The sequence below is a fragment of the Oceanobacillus jordanicus genome, from assembly GCF_022095695.1.
GTDB classification, from domain to species: domain Bacteria; phylum Bacillota; class Bacilli; order Bacillales; family Amphibacillaceae; genus Oceanobacillus_B; species Oceanobacillus_B jordanicus.
Map to the genome: position 1 here is coordinate 13431 of NZ_JAIFZM010000019.1, position 20169 is coordinate 33599.

The 20169-nt window shown below is 41.5% G+C and carries 19 protein-coding genes and 1 other annotated feature; all 19 genes read left to right on the forward strand.

The window, feature by feature from the left end; translation table 11 throughout:
• The first annotated feature begins 1 nt into the window (after position 1).
• The 19 genes from rlmB (at position 2) to tuf (ending at position 19876) form a co-directional block, all read left to right on the forward strand.
• The gene (rlmB, locus tag K3T81_RS17005; RefSeq protein ID WP_106898442.1) at positions 2-745 is read left to right on the forward strand and encodes a 23S rRNA (guanosine(2251)-2'-O)-methyltransferase RlmB; all 744 of its coding nucleotides are present in this window, start codon (positions 2-4) and stop codon (positions 743-745) included.
• A 2-nt stretch (positions 746-747) separates the two neighbouring features.
• Positions 748-1257 carry an NYN domain-containing protein gene (locus K3T81_RS17010; RefSeq protein ID WP_106895410.1) on the forward strand — a complete coding sequence of 170 codons (510 nt, stop codon included), beginning with the start codon at positions 748-750 and terminating at the stop codon, positions 1255-1257.
• Positions 1236-1595, forward strand: a complete 360-nt coding sequence (locus tag K3T81_RS17015) for a methyl-accepting chemotaxis domain-containing protein (RefSeq protein WP_238021136.1) — start codon at positions 1236-1238, stop codon at positions 1593-1595. The genes K3T81_RS17010 and K3T81_RS17015 overlap by 22 nt, the downstream gene beginning before the upstream one ends.
• A gap of 227 nt (positions 1596-1822) precedes the next feature.
• Positions 1823-2473, forward strand: coding sequence for an RNA polymerase sporulation sigma factor SigH (gene sigH, locus K3T81_RS17020; protein WP_420830850.1), 651 nt, complete (start codon positions 1823-1825; stop codon positions 2471-2473).
• Positions 2474-2580: 107 nt separating this feature from the next.
• Positions 2581-2730 carry a 50S ribosomal protein L33 gene (gene rpmG / locus K3T81_RS17025; protein WP_106895413.1) on the forward strand — a complete coding sequence of 50 codons (150 nt, stop codon included), beginning with the start codon at positions 2581-2583 and terminating at the stop codon, positions 2728-2730.
• A gap of 53 nt (positions 2731-2783) precedes the next feature.
• On the forward strand, positions 2784-2951 hold the full coding sequence (gene secE, locus K3T81_RS17030) for a preprotein translocase subunit SecE (RefSeq protein ID WP_036578693.1): 168 nt from the start codon (positions 2784-2786) through the stop codon (positions 2949-2951).
• A gap of 328 nt (positions 2952-3279) precedes the next feature.
• Positions 3280-3816, forward strand: a complete 537-nt coding sequence (nusG, locus tag K3T81_RS17035; RefSeq protein ID WP_036578692.1) for a transcription termination/antitermination protein NusG — start codon at positions 3280-3282, stop codon at positions 3814-3816.
• A gap of 164 nt (positions 3817-3980) precedes the next feature.
• On the forward strand, positions 3981-4406 hold the full coding sequence (gene rplK, locus K3T81_RS17040) for a 50S ribosomal protein L11 (protein WP_019375547.1): 426 nt from the start codon (positions 3981-3983) through the stop codon (positions 4404-4406).
• Positions 4407-4597: 191 nt separating this feature from the next.
• Entirely contained in the window at positions 4598-5296 is a 699-nt protein-coding gene (gene rplA / locus K3T81_RS17045) for a 50S ribosomal protein L1 (RefSeq protein WP_036578691.1), read from the forward strand.
• 48 nt (positions 5297-5344) lie between these two features.
• Positions 5345-5496 (forward strand) — a sequence feature (ribosomal protein L10 leader region).
• A gap of 120 nt (positions 5497-5616) precedes the next feature.
• A complete protein-coding gene (rplJ, locus tag K3T81_RS17050; RefSeq protein ID WP_058950408.1) occupies positions 5617-6117 on the forward strand; it encodes a 50S ribosomal protein L10 in 501 nt (166 codons plus the stop codon).
• Between the two features lie 53 nt (positions 6118-6170).
• Entirely contained in the window at positions 6171-6536 is a 366-nt protein-coding gene (gene rplL, locus K3T81_RS17055; RefSeq protein WP_106895415.1) for a 50S ribosomal protein L7/L12, read from the forward strand.
• A 115-nt stretch (positions 6537-6651) separates the two neighbouring features.
• The gene (locus K3T81_RS17060) at positions 6652-7254 is read left to right on the forward strand and encodes a class I SAM-dependent methyltransferase (protein ID WP_036578686.1); all 603 of its coding nucleotides are present in this window, start codon (positions 6652-6654) and stop codon (positions 7252-7254) included.
• 373 nt (positions 7255-7627) lie between these two features.
• The gene (rpoB, locus tag K3T81_RS17065; protein WP_058950410.1) at positions 7628-11164 is read left to right on the forward strand and encodes a DNA-directed RNA polymerase subunit beta; all 3537 of its coding nucleotides are present in this window, start codon (positions 7628-7630) and stop codon (positions 11162-11164) included.
• Positions 11165-11276: 112 nt separating this feature from the next.
• A complete protein-coding gene (gene rpoC / locus K3T81_RS17070; RefSeq protein ID WP_238021137.1) occupies positions 11277-14888 on the forward strand; it encodes a DNA-directed RNA polymerase subunit beta' in 3612 nt (1203 codons plus the stop codon).
• A 217-nt stretch (positions 14889-15105) separates the two neighbouring features.
• Positions 15106-15357 (forward strand): 50S ribosomal protein L7ae-like protein, encoded by a 252-nt coding sequence (locus K3T81_RS17075; protein ID WP_036578682.1) that lies wholly within the window; start codon positions 15106-15108, stop codon positions 15355-15357.
• 148 nt (positions 15358-15505) lie between these two features.
• The gene (gene rpsL, locus K3T81_RS17080) at positions 15506-15925 is read left to right on the forward strand and encodes a 30S ribosomal protein S12 (protein ID WP_042225473.1); all 420 of its coding nucleotides are present in this window, start codon (positions 15506-15508) and stop codon (positions 15923-15925) included.
• 48 nt (positions 15926-15973) lie between these two features.
• Positions 15974-16444: a 30S ribosomal protein S7 gene (rpsG, locus tag K3T81_RS17085; protein ID WP_036578679.1), complete on the forward strand. Its 471-nt coding sequence runs from the start codon at positions 15974-15976 to the stop codon at positions 16442-16444.
• 42 nt (positions 16445-16486) lie between these two features.
• Positions 16487-18565, forward strand: a complete 2079-nt coding sequence (fusA, locus tag K3T81_RS17090; RefSeq protein WP_106895418.1) for an elongation factor G — start codon at positions 16487-16489, stop codon at positions 18563-18565.
• A gap of 120 nt (positions 18566-18685) precedes the next feature.
• On the forward strand, positions 18686-19876 hold the full coding sequence (tuf, locus tag K3T81_RS17095; RefSeq protein WP_106895419.1) for an elongation factor Tu: 1191 nt from the start codon (positions 18686-18688) through the stop codon (positions 19874-19876).
• Positions 19877-20169 lie beyond the last annotated feature (293 nt).

A 20169-nucleotide genomic window follows, 5' to 3' on the forward strand; every position in this document is an offset into this window, starting at 1 on the left:
AGTGGATCAAGAAATGATTATTGGGAAAAACCCTGTAATGGAAGCATTAAAGTCAGGGAGATCGGTTAATAAAGTGATGGTTTCAGAGCAATTAAACAGCAACATGCTAGGGAAACTCAATCAAGCAGCAAAAGAAGCGGGAACTGTCGTGCAGAAGGTTCCAAGGAACAAATTGGATCAGCTATCTAAGGAGAATCACCAGGGTGTTATTGCGTATGTTGCCTCATACCAGTACGCCTCAGTGGATGACTTATTTAATAAGGCGGAAGAAAAGCAGGAAGCCCCATTCTTCATCATTTTAGATGAGTTGGAAGACCCGCATAACCTCGGTTCTATCCTCAGGACGGCAGATGCAGTGGGCGTGCACGGTGTCATTATTCCAAAACGGCGATCAGTAGGGTTAACGGCAACTGTAGCAAAAACGTCAGCTGGTGCGATAGAGCATATACCAGTTGCGCGTGTGACGAATATTGCTAACACAATCGATGAACTGAAAGAACGGAATGTATGGGTTGTCGGAACAGAAGCGGAAGCAACCGAAGATTATCGTCACTTAGATGGGGCGATGCCAATTGCTCTTGTGATTGGAAATGAAGGAAAAGGGATAAGTCGCTTAGTTCGTAAAAAATGTGATTGGACTGTGAGCCTGCCGATGGTTGGAGCAGTTTCCTCCTTGAATGCTTCGGTAGCATGTGGCCTGTTGCTATATGAGGTATTCCGTAAAAGACACCCGGCTGGTGGTTAAGAATGATCGTTCTTGTGGTAGATGGGTATAACATCATCGGCGACTGGGAGGAACTGAAGCAGCTCAAGGAGAAAGAAATCGGACAAGCTCGAGATAGGCTCATTGAACTAATGGCTGAATATCAAGCCTATTCAGGGCATCGGGTTATCGTGGTGTTTGACGCTTATTATGTTAGAGGGATCACAAGTAAAACCAAAACATTTAAAGTTGAAGTGATCTATACAAAGGAAAAAGAAACAGCAGACGAATGTATCGAAAAGTTGGTTAAGACGTTAAAGAATGTACAAACACAGGTCTATGTGGCTACATCTGATTATGCTGAACAACGGACAATCTTTGGACAAGGTGCACTTAGAAAGTCCGCAAGAGAATTACAAATTGAATTAAAAAATATTGAACGAGATATTGAAGCAACAATTGAGCAGCACAAAAAAGTGCAGTCTAAAAGTAAAATTGTGCTTAACGAAGAAATCATGGAAAAATTCGAGAAGTGGAGAAGAGGCGGCTTTTAAAGCCGTCTTTTTTGATTGCCGGTTTAGTGGGCGCGGTCCAATCAACCGGAAGAGCGTTTCAATCGATTAGAAGAGCGGTCCAATCAACCGGAAGAGCGTTTCAATCGATTAGAAGAGCGGTCCAATCAACCGGAAGAGCGTTTCAATCGATTAGAAGAGTGGTTCAATCAACCGGAAGAGCGCTCCAATCCATGAAAAGAGCGGTCCAATCAACCGGAAGCGCGCTTCAATCGATGAAAAGAGCGGTCCAATCAACCGGAAGCGCGCTTCAATCCATGAGAAGAGCGGTCCAATCAACCAGAGTAGCATCTCAACCAATCACCATAAAGACCGTCTAAATCATCCTCTCGCCACGCTTTTATTTTAAAGAGCTGCTAAATTCTTCCTGCCTTGTATTGACTAAGATAAAACGCTTCCTGTATACTATTCATAATAGTAACGGAAATAGCGCGGTTAGGAAATCCAACAAGTAATAGCCCTTACATTGTTGCAATGGATTAGCAATTGTTTCAAACCGCTATACTCTCGTTATAGTGACTGCGTTGTAGTCAGGGGGTCAAACTTGGTGAATGTCAAGCCATTAGAGACAGATACAGTGAACTTTCAAACGCTTGATGACGATGAGGTACTACAATTAGTGCATGCCGGAAATAGTCATGCGCTTGATTTCCTAATTCATAAATATCGTAATTTTGTACGTGCTAAAGCGCGCACCTATTTCTTAATTGGCGCGGATAAAGAGGATATTATTCAAGAAGGAATGATTGGCCTTTACAAAGCGATTCGTGATTTCGATGGGGACAAGCTATCTTCCTTTAAAGCCTTTGCTGAGCTATGTGTTACAAGACAAATCATTACGGCTATAAAAACAGCGACAAGGCAAAAACATATCCCGCTCAACTCCTATGTGTCGTTGGACAAGCCAATGTATGATGAGGAGTCCGAACGAACGCTGCTCGATGTTATAGCAGGTTCCAAAGCAATTGATCCACAGGAAATGCTTTTACACAGAGAAAAGTTCGGCGACATGGAATTAAAATTATCTGAATTATTAAGCGAGTTAGAAAAGAAAGTGCTCCATCTATACCTTGATGGCTGCACTTATCAGGAGATCTCCGGTAAGTTGAATCGACACGTGAAATCAATTGATAACGCGCTCCAGCGGGTGAAGAAAAAATTAGAGCAATTACTAGAAGCAAACGACGTCTCCTACTAAGGGCGCGTTGACACAAAGCTATAACCGTGCTACATTATTAGTATATTTTGTACCTTTATAAAAGATGACGCTTTGTGATGGGACAACCTCACATATGGGGTGAAGAGATGAATAAAAAGATAACGTTGGCGTGTGCAGTTTGTCTAAGTAGAAATTATTCAACAAATAAAAACACATCCACACATGCAGATCGCTTGGAAGTGCGTAAATACTGCAAAACATGTGGGAAGCATACGTTGCACCGAGAAACAAAATAAATAAATGTTTATCAGCATATTGGAGATTCCGGTAAACGATGGGGGTTACAAGCATGTTTAAGTTTTTGCGAAATGTTTCTAGAGAAATGAAGAAAGTCAGCTGGCCAAAAGGAAAAGAACTAACAAGTTACACCATAACGGTTATTTCTACGGTAGCCTTTGTGGCAGTATTTTTCTTTCTGATTGACCTTGGAATAACTCAAATTTTGAATCTGCTATAATATTTGTTGAATAATTACAATATAATTATGCTATAATGGAAATTAATAGTACATTTCAGGAAACCCGTCTCAACGGGTTTTTTAAATTGTCTTAAAAAGTAGCACAAACATAAAGTGAAACTTCAATCGGTGGAAGCTTTCGTTCTTCGCCCACTGATTGTTAGTTGAACGAATCGGGGTGTTAGCGCCCGTTTCCGCCCGCTTAAACATTCCGGTTTCATTTCATGTTTTAAAGTGGGAGTTATACGGACGGTTACACCGGGATAAATTCGACATCTATAACTTTTATATAAAGGGAGGGAAGGGCAAGCGATATTGTCCTGTGAAAATGGAGAAAAATTGGTATGTGGTTCATACGTACTCTGGTTATGAAAATAAAGTAAAAATGAACTTGGAAAAGCGTGTAGAGACAATGGGTATGGAAGACAAGATTTTCCGTGTCATTGTTCCTGAAGATGAAGAAACCGAAATCAAAAACGGGAAAAAGAAAGTAACGAAGAAAAAATTCTTCCCTGGCTATGTTTTAACTGAAATGGTTATGACGGATGACTCTTGGTATGTTGTTCGAAATACACCTGGGGTTACAGGCTTTATTGGATCTAGTGGGGGCGGAACGAAGCCAACACCACTATTACCAGATGAAGTGGAAACCGTGTTAAAACGTATGGGTGTGGCAGAGTCTGTTGTACAAGTAGACTTTGACTTGAAAGAAAATGTCCGTGTAACTGACGGGCCGTTTACTGACTTTACTGGTTCAATTGAACATATCGACATCGATAAACAGAAAGTCAAAGTGCATGTTAATATGTTTGGCAGGGAAACACCTGTAGAATTAGATTTTTCACAGGTTGAAAAGCTGTCCTAGAGGCTGTTTTGAAAGAAATAATTAGACAAGACCTTGCAATATTTTTAAATTCATGCTAAAATTCTTTTGTTATTCATGCACTCTAAATCGAGAGCAATGGAAAATAGGAGTGGGAGGGGAAAATCCCCTATTACCACATCACGGACTTTAAGGAGGTGTGTCTCGTGGCTAAAAAAGTAATCAAGCTAGTAAAGCTACAAATTCCAGCTGGGAAAGCGAATCCGGCACCACCAGTAGGACCTGCACTAGGTCAAGCGGGTGTTAATATCATGGGATTCTGTAAAGAATTCAACGCACGTACTCAAGATCAAGCGGGTATGATTATCCCTGTTGAAATCACGGTTTTTGAAGACCGTTCATTTACATTTATTACGAAAACTCCACCAGCAGCAGTATTGTTGAAAAAAGCAGCAGGTATTGAAACTGCTTCAGGTGAGCCGAACCGTAATAAAGTCGCTACTGTTAAACGCGATAAAGTAAAAGAAATCGCAGAAACAAAAATGCCTGATTTAAACGCCGCTGATGTTGAAGCAGCGATGCGCATGGTTGAAGGAACTGCGCGCAGCATGGGTATTACAATCGAGGACTAATTAGCGGAAGTGCCCGTTAAACAGTTTTTTAAGAACAAATACGGTACAGGTTGCGAATAGTATGCCATACTCGCAACCTTTTTCGTGAATGTGACCCATCCCCGGGGATGGGCTCACAGCTTTACAAAAGCGAGTCGGCTTTTGTAAGTGGGAGGTATTACCGTTATAACCACAATAGAGGAGGAAATAAAATGGCTAAAAAAGGTAAAAAGCATCAAGAAGCTGCAAAGCTTGTTGATCGTTCAAAATCATACGAAGTAGCTGAAGCAGTTTCTCTTGTGAAAGAGGTAGCTAAAGCTAACTTTGACGAAACAGTAGAAGCAGCTTTCCGTTTGGGAGTAGACCCTAAGAAAGCAGACCAGCAAATCCGTGGAGCAATGGTTCTTCCACATGGTACTGGTAAAACACAACGTGTATTGGTTTTCGCAAAAGGCGAAAAAGCAAAAGAGGCAGAAGCAGCTGGAGCTGACTACGTTGGAGAATCTGATTACATTAATAAAATCAACCAAGGTTGGTTCGAATTTGACGTAATCGTTGCTACTCCAGACATGATGGCTGAAGTTGGTAAACTTGGTCGGGTATTGGGACCAAAAGGCTTAATGCCAAACCCGAAAACTGGAACTGTAACGTTTGAAGTTGAAAAAGCGGTGAAGGATATCAAAGCAGGTAAAGTAGAATACCGCGTTGATAAACAATCTAACATCCACGTTCCAATCGGGAAAATCTCTTTTGACAACGATAAATTAATCGAAAACTTCGTGGCGCTTACAGAACAACTTGTAAAAGTTAAACCACAAGCTGCTAAAGGAACTTATATGAAGAATGCTTCTATAGCTTCTACAATGGGTCCTGGAGTTAAAGTAGATGTAACAACTTACACTCGTCGTTAATTAGTGGTTGACTCTCAGGGGAACCTGAGGTATACTAAGAGGCGTTGAATAAAAGAATACGTTGTACCGTAGACAGTAGGGGCGGATTCATCCGCTTAATATCCTGCCGAGGTGTTTATAAAACAGATCGATGAATCCTTATGATTATCGTATGTTATAGTAAGCTCCCGTGTCTGCGCGGGAGCTTCTTTTGTTTATAAAACAAGAACAATAGGAAGTTACGCTTCTCTGGTTAATTCCAGTTGGCCTATTCTTATTGGCTCTGTGCAGATTCGGTTTCCTTTTACGGTATAATTATTTGTCAAACAGGAGGTGGAAGAATGTCCGGTATTATTGAGCAAAAGAAACAAGTTGTAGATGAAATCACTGAAAAATTCCGTGCAAGCCAAACTTCTGTAGTTGTAGACTACCGTGGTCTTGATGTTGCGGAAGTTACAGAATTACGTAAACAACTGCGTGAAGCTGGAATTGATTTCAAAGTATACAAAAACTCAATGGCTCGCCGTGCTGTTGAAGCTGCTGAGTTAAATGATCTAAGCGATGTGTTGGTTGGACCAACTGCTTTAGCATTCAGTAACGATGATGTAGTAGCACCAGCAAGAATTCTTAACGATTTCGCTAAAAAACACGAAGCGTTGGAAATTAAAGGTGGAGTAATTGAAGGGAAAGTTGCAACCCTTGATCAAATCAAAGAGCTTGCAGATCTTCCGAATTACGAAGGCATGGTTTCTATGCTGCTTAGCGTGCTTACAGCACCAGTACGAAACTTCGCATACGCTACAAAAGCTATCGCGGAGCAAAAAGAAGAACAAGGCGCATAATCTGTGCCTAGCAGGATAAAAAAATTACATTTAAAATAGGAGGCAATTTTATCATGACTAAAGAACAAATCATTGATGCGATTAAAGAAATGTCAGTTCTAGATCTTAATGACCTAGTTAAAGCAATTGAAGAAGAATTTGGTGTAACAGCTGCAGCGCCAGTAGCAGTAGCAGGTGGCGCAGGAGCTGGAGAAGCTGCTGAAGAGCAAACAGAATTTGATGTAGTACTTGAAAGTGCTGGAGCATCTAAAATTAAAGTTGTTAAAGCAGTACGTGAAATCACTGGTCTTGGTCTTAAAGACGCAAAAGATCTAGTTGATAACGCACCAAAAGCTATCAAAGAAGCTGTATCTAAAGATGAAGCTGAAGAAGTTAAAGGCAAGCTAGAAGAAGCAGGCGCTTCTGTAGCAGTTAAGTAATTTCCATAATGGGAGCTCGTCGTATTTCATGCGACGGGCTCTCTATGTATAAACCCTTATCGATAGCAATCCAGCTATTCGTATCTTCGCAAAACTATTAAAAAGTAGGTGCCAAATGTCTGAGCATTACTTCTCACAACAACCTCATTCTAAACGTTCACCAAAGACATGGAGTTATACATTACGCGGGACATCCTACACCTTTACTAGCGATGTCGGGGTATTTTCAAAAAATGACGTTGATTTTGGGTCCCGATTGCTTATTGAGCAATTCACGGAGCCGAAAGTAGACGGAGATATTCTGGATATGGGGTGTGGTTATGGCCCAATCGGCATTACGCTGGCAGACGAATTCGCTGAACGCCATGTATTCATGGCAGATGTGAATGAACGGGCAGTGGAGCTTGCCGAAAAAAACGCACAATTAAACCATGTATCCAATACAACAGTGTTCCAAAGTGATCTCTTTGCAAAAGTAAACAAGAGAGACTTTGCTGCGATATTAACAAACCCTCCAATAAGAGCTGGAAAAAAAGTGGTCCACCAATTGTTTGAAGAAGCCCATGCCGCTTTAGCTGAGGGCGGGGAGCTCTGGATTGTGATTCAGAAAAAGCAAGGTGCCCCATCAGCCATCAAAAAGTTGGAAACATTGTTTGGAGAAGTAGAAACGATGGCGAAAGATAAAGGCTATTTTATATTGCGGGCTATTAATGTTTGACCGCTCTATTTTGTTATGTTAAGATAGGAAAATGCTAACATGGGGGTTCTTCTGTCAAGAAGTATTTTCATAAAAATTGAAACGTATATTTTATAAGTCTTCGGGGACACTTGTAAAATCGGGTAAAATAAGAGACGGTTTTTTTAATAAAAAGCCTTTTTTCTATTTTTATTTTGCGTTTCTCTAGCATTTTTTACGTATTATTCTACTTGTAATCACTCCGAATTACAAGTTGTTCAGTATGTTTGCTGGGCATTTTATGTTTGTTTGCTAGAACCGGAAAGCAGGCTATTTTAGTATGTTTTCCTAAATATAATAACCCATTCCGAGTAGAGAAATCTATAAAGAATGCATGATTTAAGGGGTGAAGCAGTTGACAGGTCAACTAGTTCAGTATGGACGGCACCGCCAACGCAGGAGCTATGCGCGCATTAGTGAAGTATTAGAGTTGCCAAACCTAATCGAGATTCAAACCGCTTCTTATGAGTGGTTCTTAGAAGAAGGTTTGCGGGAAATGTTTAGAGACATCTCTCCTATTGAAGATTTTACAGGTAATTTATCGCTAGAGTTTGTGGATTACAGTCTCAGTGAGCCGAAATACCCTGTAGATGAATCAAAAGAAAGAGACGTTACGTACAATGCTCCGCTTCGCGTGAAGGTCCGTTTGATTAATAATGAGACCGGTGAAGTAAAAGAGCAGGAAGTATTTATGGGTGATTTCCCATTAATGACAGATACAGGTACTTTCGTAATTAATGGTGCGGAACGAGTAATTGTTTCCCAGCTCGTACGTTCACCAAGTGTCTACTATAATGAAAAGATAGACAAAAACGGTAAAAGGGGTGTAGCTGCTACGGTTATTCCCAATAGGGGAGCTTGGCTAGAGTTTGAAACAGATGCCAAGGACGTTGCCTATGTTCGTATCGACCGTACACGTAAGTTGCCGATCACAGTGCTTCTTCGTGCCCTTGGTTTTGGTACAGATCAGGAAATCATTGATCTTCTTGGTGATAATGAGTACCTCAAAAACACTCTTGAAAAAGATAATACAGAAACCACGGAAAAAGCGCTACTGGAAATTTATGAGCGTCTTCGTCCTGGTGAGCCGCCGACAGTTGAAAATGCTAAAAGTCTATTAGTATCACGTTTCTTTGATCCTAAGAGATATGATTTAGCTCATGTTGGACGCTATAAAATGAATAAAAAGTTACACATAAAAAACCGCCTATTCAACCAAGTGTTGGCTGAAACGGTAGTGGATCAGGAAACTGGTGAAGTTCTTGCAGAGAAAGGCGATAAGCTAGAACGTAAACTATTAAATAAACTAATCCCTTATCTTGATAAAGCGGAAGAAAAGCTTGGCGAGATTACAAGCGAGCCAAAAGATGGCGTTCTAGAAGAAGATATTACGTTACAATCCATTAAAATCGTAGATCCAACAGACCCTAGTGGAGAAAGAGTGCTTAACGTAATCGGTAATGCTGATGTGGATACTAGCGTGAAGAACATTACACCTGCTGATATCCTTTCATCAATCAGTTACTTCTTTAACCTATTACACCGAGTAGGGGACACAGATGACATTGACCATCTAGGTAATCGTCGTTTGCGTTCAGTTGGTGAATTGTTGCAAAACCAATTCCGTATTGGTTTGTCACGTATGGAGCGTGTCGTGCGTGAAAGAATGTCCATTCAGGATACTTCTAGCATTACACCACAACAATTAATCAACATTCGTCCGGTTATTGCGTCTATTAAAGAATTCTTTGGTAGTTCACAGTTATCCCAGTTTATGGACCAGACGAATCCGCTAGCAGAGTTGACGCATAAACGTCGTCTATCTGCACTTGGGCCAGGGGGTTTGACACGTGAGCGTGCTGGATTTGAAGTACGTGACGTTCACTATTCCCACTATGGTCGTATGTGTCCGATTGAAACACCAGAGGGTCCAAACATCGGTTTGATTAACTCTCTGTCCAGTTATGCAAAAGTGAACAAGTTCGGCTTTATCGAAACACCTTATCGTCGGGTAGATCCTGAAACAGGTAAGGTTACAGCGCAGATTGATTATCTGACAGCAGATGAAGAAGATAATTACGTTGTTGCACAGGCAAATGCGAAATTAGGCGATGAAGGAAACTTTGTTGACGAAGAAGTAATTGCTCGTTTCCGCGGGGAGAACACCATTGTTCCGCGTGATCAAATTGATTACATGGACGTATCTCCAAAACAGGTTGTATCTGCTGCGACAGCATGTATTCCTTTCTTGGAGAATGATGACTCCAACCGTGCACTAATGGGCGCAAACATGCAACGTCAGGCTGTTCCTTTGATGAATCCGGAAGCACCGATTGTTGGTACTGGTATGGAATATGTAGATGGTAAAGACTCTGGTGCCGCTATTATTTGTCGCCATGAAGGAATCGTGGAACGCGTAGAAGCGAAAGAAATCTATGTACGTCGTATTTCTGAAGTGGATGGTAAAGAAGTAGAAGGTGACGTAGATCGTTACAAGCTACAGAAGTACATTCGTTCCAACCAAGGAACTTGTTACAACCAACGCCCGATCGTAAGTGGAGGCGACCGAGTAACAAAAGGTGAAATCTTAGCTGATGGTCCATCCATGGAAAATGGAGAACTGGCGCTAGGACGTAATGTTCTTGTAGGATTTATGACCTGGGAAGGTTATAACTATGAGGATGCTATCATCATGAGTGAGAGACTTGTAAAAGACGATGTTTATACTTCAATTCACATCGAAGAATATGAGTCTGAAGCACGTGATACAAAGCTTGGACCAGAAGAAATTACAAGAGATATCCCGAACGTTGGGGAAGATGCATTGAAAAACCTTAATGAGCATGGAATTATCCGTATTGGTGCTGAGGTAACAGACGGTGACATTCTTGTAGGGAAAGTAACGCCAAAAGGGGTTACAGAACTATCTGCCGAAGAGCGTTTGCTACATGCTATCTTCGGTGAAAAAGCTCGTGAAGTTAGAGATACATCCTTGCGTGTACCACATGGTGCTGGCGGAATCGTCCACGATGTTAAAATCTTCAACCGTGAAGATGGAGACGAACTGCCACCAGGGGTAAATCAACTTGTTCGTGCGTATATCGTCCAAAAACGTAAAATTCATGAGGGCGATAAAATGGCAGGACGTCATGGTAACAAAGGTGTAATTTCTAAAATTTTACCTGAAGAAGATATGCCGTTCATGCCGGATGGCACACCAATTGATATCATGCTTAACCCATTAGGGGTACCATCACGTATGAATATCGGACAGGTGTTTGAACTACATCTAGGAATGGCTGCAAGACAGCTTGGACTACATGTTGCATCACCGGTATTTGATGGTGCTACAGAAGAAGATGTATGGGAAACACTTGAAGAAGCGGGAATGCCTCGTGACGCGAAAACCGTTCTTTATGATGGTAGAAGCGGTGAGCCATTTGATAATCGTGTGTCTGTTGGTGTCATGTACATGATCAAACTTGCTCACATGGTTGATGATAAATTACACGCCCGTTCAACAGGTCCTTATTCACTTGTAACGCAGCAACCACTAGGTGGTAAAGCACAATTCGGTGGACAGCGTTTCGGTGAGATGGAGGTTTGGGCACTTGAAGCATATGGTGCTGCATATACACTACAGGAGATATTAACTGTTAAATCAGATGATATTGTCGGTCGTGTGAAAACTTATGAGTCCATAGTTAAAGGTGACAATGTCCCTGAACCAGGCGTTCCAGAATCTTTCAAAGTATTAATCAAAGAACTTCAAAGTCTTGGAATGGATGTTAAAATGCTTTCCAGTGATGAACAAGAAATTGATATGCGCGAATTGGAAGAAGAGGAAACACAACAGGCAAGTAAACTCAATTTAGAAGTAGAAGGTAACTAAAAGTTGGATGGCAGGTTCCTATAGGGTTAGGAACCTCCCCCCACTTTTATTGTATATAACGCATAAATAAGCTTGTGGTAAATTTTTGGACACTAAAAGGGAGGTAGGCCCCTTGCTAGATGTAAATAATTTTGAGTATATGAAAATAGGGTTGGCTTCACCAGAAAAGATCCGTTCATGGTCATACGGTGAGGTAAAAAAACCTGAAACAATTAACTATCGGACACTAAAGCCAGAAAAGGACGGCCTGTTTTGCGAACGTATTTTTGGACCGCAAAAGGACTGGGAATGTCATTGTGGGAAATACAAACGAGTTCGTTATAAAGGCGTTGTTTGTGACCGATGTGGTGTGGAAGTAACAAAAGCAAAAGTACGCCGTGAGCGTATGGGACATATTGAATTAGCAGCACCTGTTTCCCATATCTGGTATTTCAAAGGTATCCCAAGCCGAATGGGTCTTGTGCTAGATATGTCACCACGAGCATTGGAAGAAGTTATTTATTTCGCTGCATATATTGTTACAGAGACAGGTAACACACCATTAGAGAAAAAGCAGCTATTGTCAGAGAAAGAATACCGCGCTTATTATGACAAGTACGGAAAAACATTTAAAGCTCAAATGGGTGCAGAGGCAATCCGTAAGCTTCTTCAAGACATTGACCTAGAAAAAGAAGTCGATGCAATGAAAGAAGAATTGAAGACAGCTCAAGGACAACGGAGAACACGTGCAATTAAACGTCTAGAGGTACTTGAATCATTCCGTAATTCCGGTAATGATACTTCTTGGATGGTATTGGACGTATTACCTGTTATTCCACCAGAAATCCGTCCAATGGTACAACTGGATGGTGGGCGTTTTGCCACTTCTGATTTAAATGACTTGTATCGTCGTGTAATTAACCGTAACAACCGTCTTAAACGACTATTGGATCTTGGAGCACCAAGCATTATCGTACAAAACGAGAAGCGGATGCTACAAGAAGCGGTAGATGCACTAATTGATAATGGCCGTCGCGGTCGTCCAGTGACTGGTCCTGGTAATAGACCACTTAAATCCCTTTCACATATGCTTAAAGGGAAACAGGGTCGTTTCCGTCAAAACTTGCTAGGTAAACGTGTTGACTATTCTGGTCGTTCTGTTATCGTCGTTGGTCCACATCTGAAAATGTATCAATGTGGTCTGCCGAAGGAAATGGCGCTAGAATTATTCAAACCATTTATCATGAAAGAGCTCGTTGCAAAAGGTATTGCGCACAACATCAAGTCCGCTAAGCGGAAAATTGAACGTGTACACCCAGAGGTTTGGGACGTATTGGAAGAAGTAATTAAGGAGCATCCTGTATTACTTAACCGTGCACCAACGCTTCACAGATTGGGAATTCAGGCATTTGAGCCAACATTGGTAGAAGGCCGGGCAATTAGGTTACATCCACTTGTATGTACAGCATATAACGCTGACTTTGATGGAGACCAAATGGCTGTCCACGTGCCGTTATCTGCAGAAGCGCAAGCTGAAGCGCGTATCTTGATGCTTGCAGCACAGAACATCTTAAATCCGAAAGATGGAAAACCAGTTGTTACACCTTCTCAGGATATGGTATTAGGAAACTACTACTTAACACTAGAACGTGAGGATGCAATTGGGGAAGGTACTGTCTTTAAAGATCTTAATGAAGCAGTACTATCATACCAAAATGGTTATGTACATCTTCATACACGGATAGCTGTTCAGGCTTCAAGTCTAAATAATAAAACATTTACAGAAGAGCAACACAATCAGTTGCTAATTACAACGGTTGGGAAGCTTATTTTCAATAACATTCTTCCGGAGTCCTTCCCGTATATTAATGAGCCGACACAAAGTAACTTGGAGATCGAAACTCCGGAGAAATACTTTGTTGCTAATGGCACAAATATTAAGGAAGAGATAAAATCTCGAGAGATTATCAAGCCGTTTAAGAAAGGTTTCCTTGGTGATATCATCGCTGAAGTCTTTAAGAAATTTAAGATCAGTGAGACGTCTAAAATGCTTGATAGAATGAAGGATCTCGGATTCAGCTATTCTACGAAGGCAGGTATGACTGTTGGTATCTCTGATATCGTGGTACTACCAGAAAAAGAAACAATCCTTGTAGAAGCACAGAAGAAAGTAGATAATGTCTTAAAACAATTCCGCCGTGGTCTGATTACAGATGAAGAGCGTTATGACAGAGTTATCGCTATTTGGTCACAAGCGAAGGATAATATCCAAGAAAAACTTATGAAGTCACTTAGTGAACGTAACCCAATCTTCATGATGAGTGATTCAGGGGCGAGGGGTAATGCCTCCAACTTCACACAGCTTGCTGGTATGCGTGGTCTAATGGCCAACCCGGCTGGTAAGATCATTGAGTTACCGATCAAGTCAAGTTTCCGAGAAGGACTTACAGTACTAGAGTACTTTATCTCCACTCACGGTGCGCGTAAAGGACTTGCCGATACTGCCTTGAAGACAGCGGACTCTGGTTACCTAACCCGTCGTCTCGTTGATGTTGCGCAGGATGTTATTGTTCGTGAAGATGACTGTGGTACAGATAGAGGCTTATCTGTTTCAGCTCTAACTGACGGTGCGGAATTAATTGAACCACTAATCGACCGTCTAATTGGTCGTACTGCGTTCCACCCTGTGAAGCACCCTGAAACCAACGATATTATCGTAGAGCATGATGAGTTGATTTCAGAGGATCAAGCGAAGCAAATTGTGGAAGCCGGCATTGAAGATGTTACCATTCGTACAGCGTTCACTTGTAACACGAAACATGGCGTTTGTCAGAAATGTTATGGCCGGAACCTTGCTACAGGAGCCGATGTAGAAGTTGGTGAAGCAGTAGGAATTATCGCAGCACAATCCATCGGTGAGCCAGGTACACAGCTAACAATGCGTACCTTCCATACAGGTGGGGTTGCTGGAGACGATATTACCCAAGGTTTACCGCGTATCCAAGAGTTATTTGAAGCGCGTAACCCGAAAGGTCAAGCTGTAATTAGTGAAGTTTATGGTACGGTTCAGGAAGTGAAAGAAGTAAAAGATAAACAGGAAATCATTGTTCAAAGCGACGTAGAACAACGTGCTTACGCAGTTCCTTACAATGCCCGTATGAAGGTCAGCGTTGGAGACACCGTAATTGCTGGTCAGGAACTAACAGAAGGTTCTGTTGATCCAAAAGATCTATTACGTGTGCAAGGTGTGGAAGGCGTTCAGGATTACTTGTTACGCGAAGTACAACGGGTTTACCGTATGCAAGGTGTGGAAATTGGTGACAAACACGTAGAAGTAATGGTTCGCCAGATGCTTCGTAAGATAAGAGTAATTGATTCGGGTGATACAAAAGTTCTTCCGGGGTCCTTACTTGAATTACATCAATTCCGTGACGCCAACCATACGGTACTAAACGAGGGTGCGCAACCAGCGACAGGGAAACCTGTTCTGCTTGGTATTACAAAAGCTTCCCTTGAAACAGATTCCTTCTTATCAGCCGCATCGTTCCAAGAAACAACAAGAGTTCTTACAGATGCAGCGATCAAAGGAAAACGCGATGAATTACTCGGTCTAAAAGAGAATGTTATCATTGGTAAACTTGTTCCGGCTGGTACTGGAATGCAGAAATACCGAAAAGTGAAAGCTTCTCTAGATGACTTAGCAGATACAACTGAGGAAACAGAAGAAACAGAAACCATACAATAGTGGGGATAGCTTACCAACACCTAAAGTAGGGAGTCAGAAAGATAGAGAGTTTTGTTACGGATTTGTAGCAAACTGGCTCCCCTGACCTTTAGGTTAAAAACAAGGGATAACAATTAGAAGTGCCAAAAATATTTTAAATCATGTTGACATTAAAAAATGTGGATGGTAGAATATTCAAGGTGCTTCTGATTACACTTGTTGCTTTGGAGGATATGAGATGTCTTATGAAAAAGTAGCACAGGTTAAATCACGAATAATCATCGGTACTAAACAAACGCTTAAAGCTATGAAAAATGGCGAAATAAGCGAAGTGGTTATTGCAGATGATGCTGATAGGCAAATAACGCAAAAGGTAGCAGGTTTGGCTGAAGAACTTGGAATACCTTGTCAGCGAGTAGATTCAATGGAAAAGCTAGGTGCAGCTTGTGGTATTGAAGTGGGCGCCTCAACAGTAGCAATCAGAAGATAATAGTTTTAACGAAACTAAATCGTTGAAGCTTTGTTTTTTGCCAAAAGATGAACCACCTGGCTGTGTGGTATTACAAACAACCTGTTATACTTTAGGTTGTGCCAGTTTATTTTAGACTTTTATTTATTCCGGAAGGGAGGAAAACAAAATGCCAACTATTAATCAACTTGTCCGTAAAGGACGTGTGAGCAAGCCTAAAAAGTCTGATTCTCCAGCACTTAACAAAGGCTACAATAGCTTCAAAAAGAAACTAACAGACCAAAACTCTCCACAAAAACGTGGTGTTTGTACACGTGTGGGTACACTAACTCCAAAGAAACCGAACTCTGCACTTCGTAAATATGCGCGTGTTCGTCTTTCTAACAACATGGAAGTAACTGCATATATCCCAGGGATTGGTCACAATCTACAGGAGCACAGTGTTGTATTGCTTCGCGGTGGACGTGTAAAAGATTTACCTGGTGTACGTTACCACATTGTTCGTGGAGCACTTGATACAGCAGGAGTTGAAGGTCGTGCGCAAGGCCGTTCTAAATACGGTACGAAAAGACCTAAAGCTAAGAAATAAGCGTGACACCAGTCTCGCATCATTATAATTAAGAAAGGAGGAGGACATATGCCACGTAAAGGACCAGTACCTAAACGCGATGTCTTGCCAGATCCACTTTATAATTCAAAACTTGTCACTCGTTTAATCAACCAGATCATGATTGACGGTAAACGGGGGATTGCACAAAAAATTCTTTATAATGCATTTGAACTTGTAAATGAAAAAAGCGGACAAAACGCTATGGAAGTTTTTGAACAAGCTATGAAAAACGTAATGCCTGTACTTGAAGTACGCGCACGCCGTGTTGGTGGTTCAAACTACCAAGTGCCAATGGAGGTTCGCCCAGAACGCCGTCAGGCTCTAGGACTACGTTATATCGTTAACTATTCTCGTCTACGCGGAGAAAAGACAATGGAAGAACGTCTTGCTAACGAAATTCTGGATGCTTCTAACAATACAGGAGCCGCAGTTAAGCGTCGCGAAGAAATGCACAAAATGGCGGAAGCAAACAAAGCATTCGCTCACTACCGCTGGTAGGTTAAATCAAAATATAGCTTTTAATAGGAAGGAGAAGAATACATGGCTAGAGAGTTCTCCTTGGAAAAGACGCGTAATATTGGGATTATGGCACACATTGATGCAGGTAAAACCACTACTACAGAGCGTATTCTTTTCTACACAGGACGTATTCATAAAATTGGTGAAACACATGAAGGTGCTTCTCAAATGGACTGGATGGAGCAGGAGCAAGAGCGTGGTATTACAATTACTTCCGCTGCAACAACTGCTGCGTGGGATGACCACCGTATCAATATAATTGATACACCAGGTCACGTAGACTTCACTGTTGAAGTTGAACGTTCACTACGTGTACTTGATGGTGCCGTTACGGTTCTTGATGCTCAATCAGGTGTTGAACCTCAAACAGAAACAGTTTGGCGTCAGGCTACTACGTATGGTGTACCAAGAATTGTTTTCATTAACAAAATGGACAAAATTGGTGCAGACTTCCTATACTCTACAGGTACTTTGAAAGAACGTCTTGGTGCAAACGCGCATCCTGTACAGCTACCAATTGGTGCTGAAGACGAATTCGAAGGTATTATTGACCTTGTAAATATGGAAGCTCACTTCTACCTTGATGATCTTGGTACAAAAGCAGAGTCTCGCGAGATTCCTGCTGAGTACAAGGAAAAGGCAGAAGAACTACGCGCTAGCTTAATCGAAGCTGTATCTGAGCTTGATGAAGAACTAATGATGAAATTCCTAGAAGGAGAAGAAATCTCCAACGAAGAATTGAATAATGCGATTCGTCAGGCAACACTGGATGTAGAATTCTACCCAGTATACTGTGGTTCAGCATTTAAGAACAAAGGTGTTCAATTAATGCTTGATGGTGTTATCAAGTATCTTCCAGCACCAACTGATGTTGCTGCTATCGAAGGGATTATTCCTGGAACAGAAGAGAAAGTTACACGTCCGGCAGATGATAAAGCACCATTCTCAGCACTAGCATTTAAAGTAATGACAGACCCATACGTTGGTAAGTTAACATTCTTCCGCGTATACTCTGGGACTTTAGATTCTGGTTCTTATGTTAAAAACTCTGTTAAAGACAAACGCGAACGCGTTGGTCGTATCCTACAGATGCACGCAAACTCCCGTGAAGAAATCTCAAAAGTTTATTCCGGTGAAATTGCTGCTGCAGTTGGTCTTAAAGATACAACTACAGGGGACACCCTTTGTGATGAAAAGGATCTAGTTATTCTAGAATCCATGGACTTCCCTGAGCCGGTTATTGGGGTTGCAATCGAACCTAAAACAAAAGCCGATCAGGATAAAATGGGTATCGCTCTAGGTAAACTTGCTGAAGAGGATCCTACCTTCAGAACAGAAACAAATGTCGAAACAGGACAAACGATCATCTCTGGTATGGGTGAACTTCACCTTGATGTCATTGTTGACCGCCTGAAGCGTGAATTTAAAGTTGAAGCGAATGTTGGTGCGCCACAAGTAGCATACCGTGAAACATTCCGTTCAGCAGCTGAAGTCGAAGGTAAATTCGTACGTCAGTCAGGTGGACGTGGGCAATACGGACACGTTTGGGTTAAATTTGAGCCAAACGAAGAAGGTGCCGGCTTTGAATTTGTAAACAAGGTTGTTGGTGGGGTCGTACCACGTGAGTACATCGGATCTGTTGAAGCAGGTATTGAAGAAGCATTGAAAAATGGTGTATTAGCTGGCTATCCATTAATAGATGTTAAAGCAACTCTATATGATGGAAGTTACCATGATGTCGATTCCAACGAGATGGCATTTAAAATCGCTGGATCAATGGCATTGAAAGCAGCGAAAAACAAATGTAGCCCAGTTATACTTGAGCCAATCGCAAAAGTAGAAATTGTTATCCCTGAGGAATATCTTGGTGATATCATGGGTGACGTAACAAGTCGTCGTGGTCGTGTGGAAGGTATGGAAGCACGCGGAACTGCACAGGTAGTAAGAGGATTTGTTCCTTTATCTCAAATGTTCGGTTACGCAACTGCATTACGTTCTAACACCCAAGGACGCGGAGTCTTTACCATGCATTTTGATCATTACGAAGAAGTGCCGAAAAGCATCTCTGAAGAAATTATCAAGAAAAATGCAGGTGAATAATTGATTTTTTTCTGCAACTAAAGTATAACTTTAGTGAAGGCTAAGAAATAATCTAGTATTGTTTCTTAGCCACACATAAATCTTACAAATACTTTTATTTATTTAAAGGAGGAACTATAAATGGGTAAAGAAAAGTTTGATCGCTCAAAAAGTCACGTAAACGTTGGTACTATCGGACACGTTGACCATGGTAAAACTACTTTAACTGCTGCTATTACAATCGTAATGCACAAGAAATCTGGTAAAGGTACTCAAATGGCATATGACCAAATTGATAACGCACCAGAAGAAAAAGAACGTGGAATCACAATCGCGACTTCTCACGTAGAGTACGAAACAGATACTCGTCACTATGCACACGTTGACTGCCCAGGTCACGCTGACTATGTTAAAAACATGATCACTGGTGCTGCACAAATGGACGGAGCTATCCTTGTAGTATCTGCTGCAGATGGTCCAATGCCACAAACTCGTGAGCACATCCTACTATCTCGTAACGTAGGTGTACCTTCAATCGTTGTATTCCTTAACAAAACAGATATGGTTGACGATGAAGAACTTCTTGAGCTAGTTGAAATGGAAGTACGTGACCTATTAACTGAATACGACTTCCCTGGTGATGACGTACCAGTAATCAAAGGTTCTGCTCTTAAAGCAATCGAAGGAGATGCAGACTACGAAGCAAAAATCATTGAACTTATGGACGCAGTTGACGAGTACATCCCTACTCCAGACCGCGACAAAGACAAACCATTCATGATGCCAGTTGAGGATGTATTCTCAATCACTGGTCGTGGTACTGTAGCAACAGGCCGTGTTGAACGTGGAGAAGTTAAAGTTGGGGACGAAGTTGAAATCATTGGTATCAATGAAGAAGCTTCTAAAACAACTGTAACTGGTGTTGAAATGTTCCGTAAGCTTCTTGACTATGCAGAAGCTGGAGATAACATTGGTGCACTTCTTCGTGGTGTAGCACGTGAAGACATCAACCGTGGACAAGTGCTTGCTAAGCCTGGTTCAATTACTCCACACACTAACTTCAAAGCTGAAGTTTATGTATTGTCAAAAGAAGAAGGTGGACGTCATACTCCATTCTTCGGTAACTACCGCCCACAGTTCTACTTCCGTACAACTGACGTAACTGGCGTTGTTACACTTCCAGAAGGCGTTGAAATGGTAATGCCTGGAGATAACATCGAAATGGCTGTAGAATTGATTTCACCAATCGCTATCGAAGACGGTACTCGTTTCTCTATCCGTGAGGGTGGACGTACTGTTGGATCTGGTGTTGTTTCTTCTATCAACAAATAATACCTTTTCAAAAGGACTGCGCACTATGCGCGGTCCTTTTTTTGGTTTTTAACAAGAAGTCAATCTTCGTTGGAAACTGTACAAAACCTATTAAACAACCAAGCACTTGGTTTGAATTAACCACAACGAAGTTCCAATCGTATAAAGATGTATTTAGTAAAGTAACACAAACCTTCTAAAGACGAGGGGTTAATAGAGTTTTCTTAATAGAGATAAATGAACTATATCCTAGAGAACCATATAGAATCGCACAAGTAGGTCAGAAAGCCATAATTTCTGACTTACACACTTCT

Coding starts and splice junctions, on each gene's coding strand:
- rpmG (WP_106895413.1), top strand. CDS start 2,581: ATGAATAAAAAGATAACGTTGGCGTGTGCAGTTTGTCTAAGTAGAAAT.
- rpsL (WP_042225473.1), top strand. CDS start 15,506: ATGCCAACTATTAATCAACTTGTCCGTAAAGGACGTGTGAGCAAGCCT.
- secE (WP_036578693.1), top strand. CDS start 2,784: ATGTTTAAGTTTTTGCGAAATGTTTCTAGAGAAATGAAGAAAGTCAGC.
- tuf (WP_106895419.1), top strand. CDS start 18,686: ATGGGTAAAGAAAAGTTTGATCGCTCAAAAAGTCACGTAAACGTTGGT.
- K3T81_RS17060 (WP_036578686.1), top strand. CDS start 6,652: ATGTCTGAGCATTACTTCTCACAACAACCTCATTCTAAACGTTCACCA.
- rplA (WP_036578691.1), top strand. CDS start 4,598: ATGGCTAAAAAAGGTAAAAAGCATCAAGAAGCTGCAAAGCTTGTTGAT.
- K3T81_RS17010 (WP_106895410.1), top strand. CDS start 748: ATGATCGTTCTTGTGGTAGATGGGTATAACATCATCGGCGACTGGGAG.
- rplJ (WP_058950408.1), top strand. CDS start 5,617: ATGTCCGGTATTATTGAGCAAAAGAAACAAGTTGTAGATGAAATCACT.
- rpsG (WP_036578679.1), top strand. CDS start 15,974: ATGCCACGTAAAGGACCAGTACCTAAACGCGATGTCTTGCCAGATCCA.
- K3T81_RS17075 (WP_036578682.1), top strand. CDS start 15,106: ATGTCTTATGAAAAAGTAGCACAGGTTAAATCACGAATAATCATCGGT.
- rplL (WP_106895415.1), top strand. CDS start 6,171: ATGACTAAAGAACAAATCATTGATGCGATTAAAGAAATGTCAGTTCTA.
- nusG (WP_036578692.1), top strand. CDS start 3,280: ATGGAGAAAAATTGGTATGTGGTTCATACGTACTCTGGTTATGAAAAT.
- fusA (WP_106895418.1), top strand. CDS start 16,487: ATGGCTAGAGAGTTCTCCTTGGAAAAGACGCGTAATATTGGGATTATG.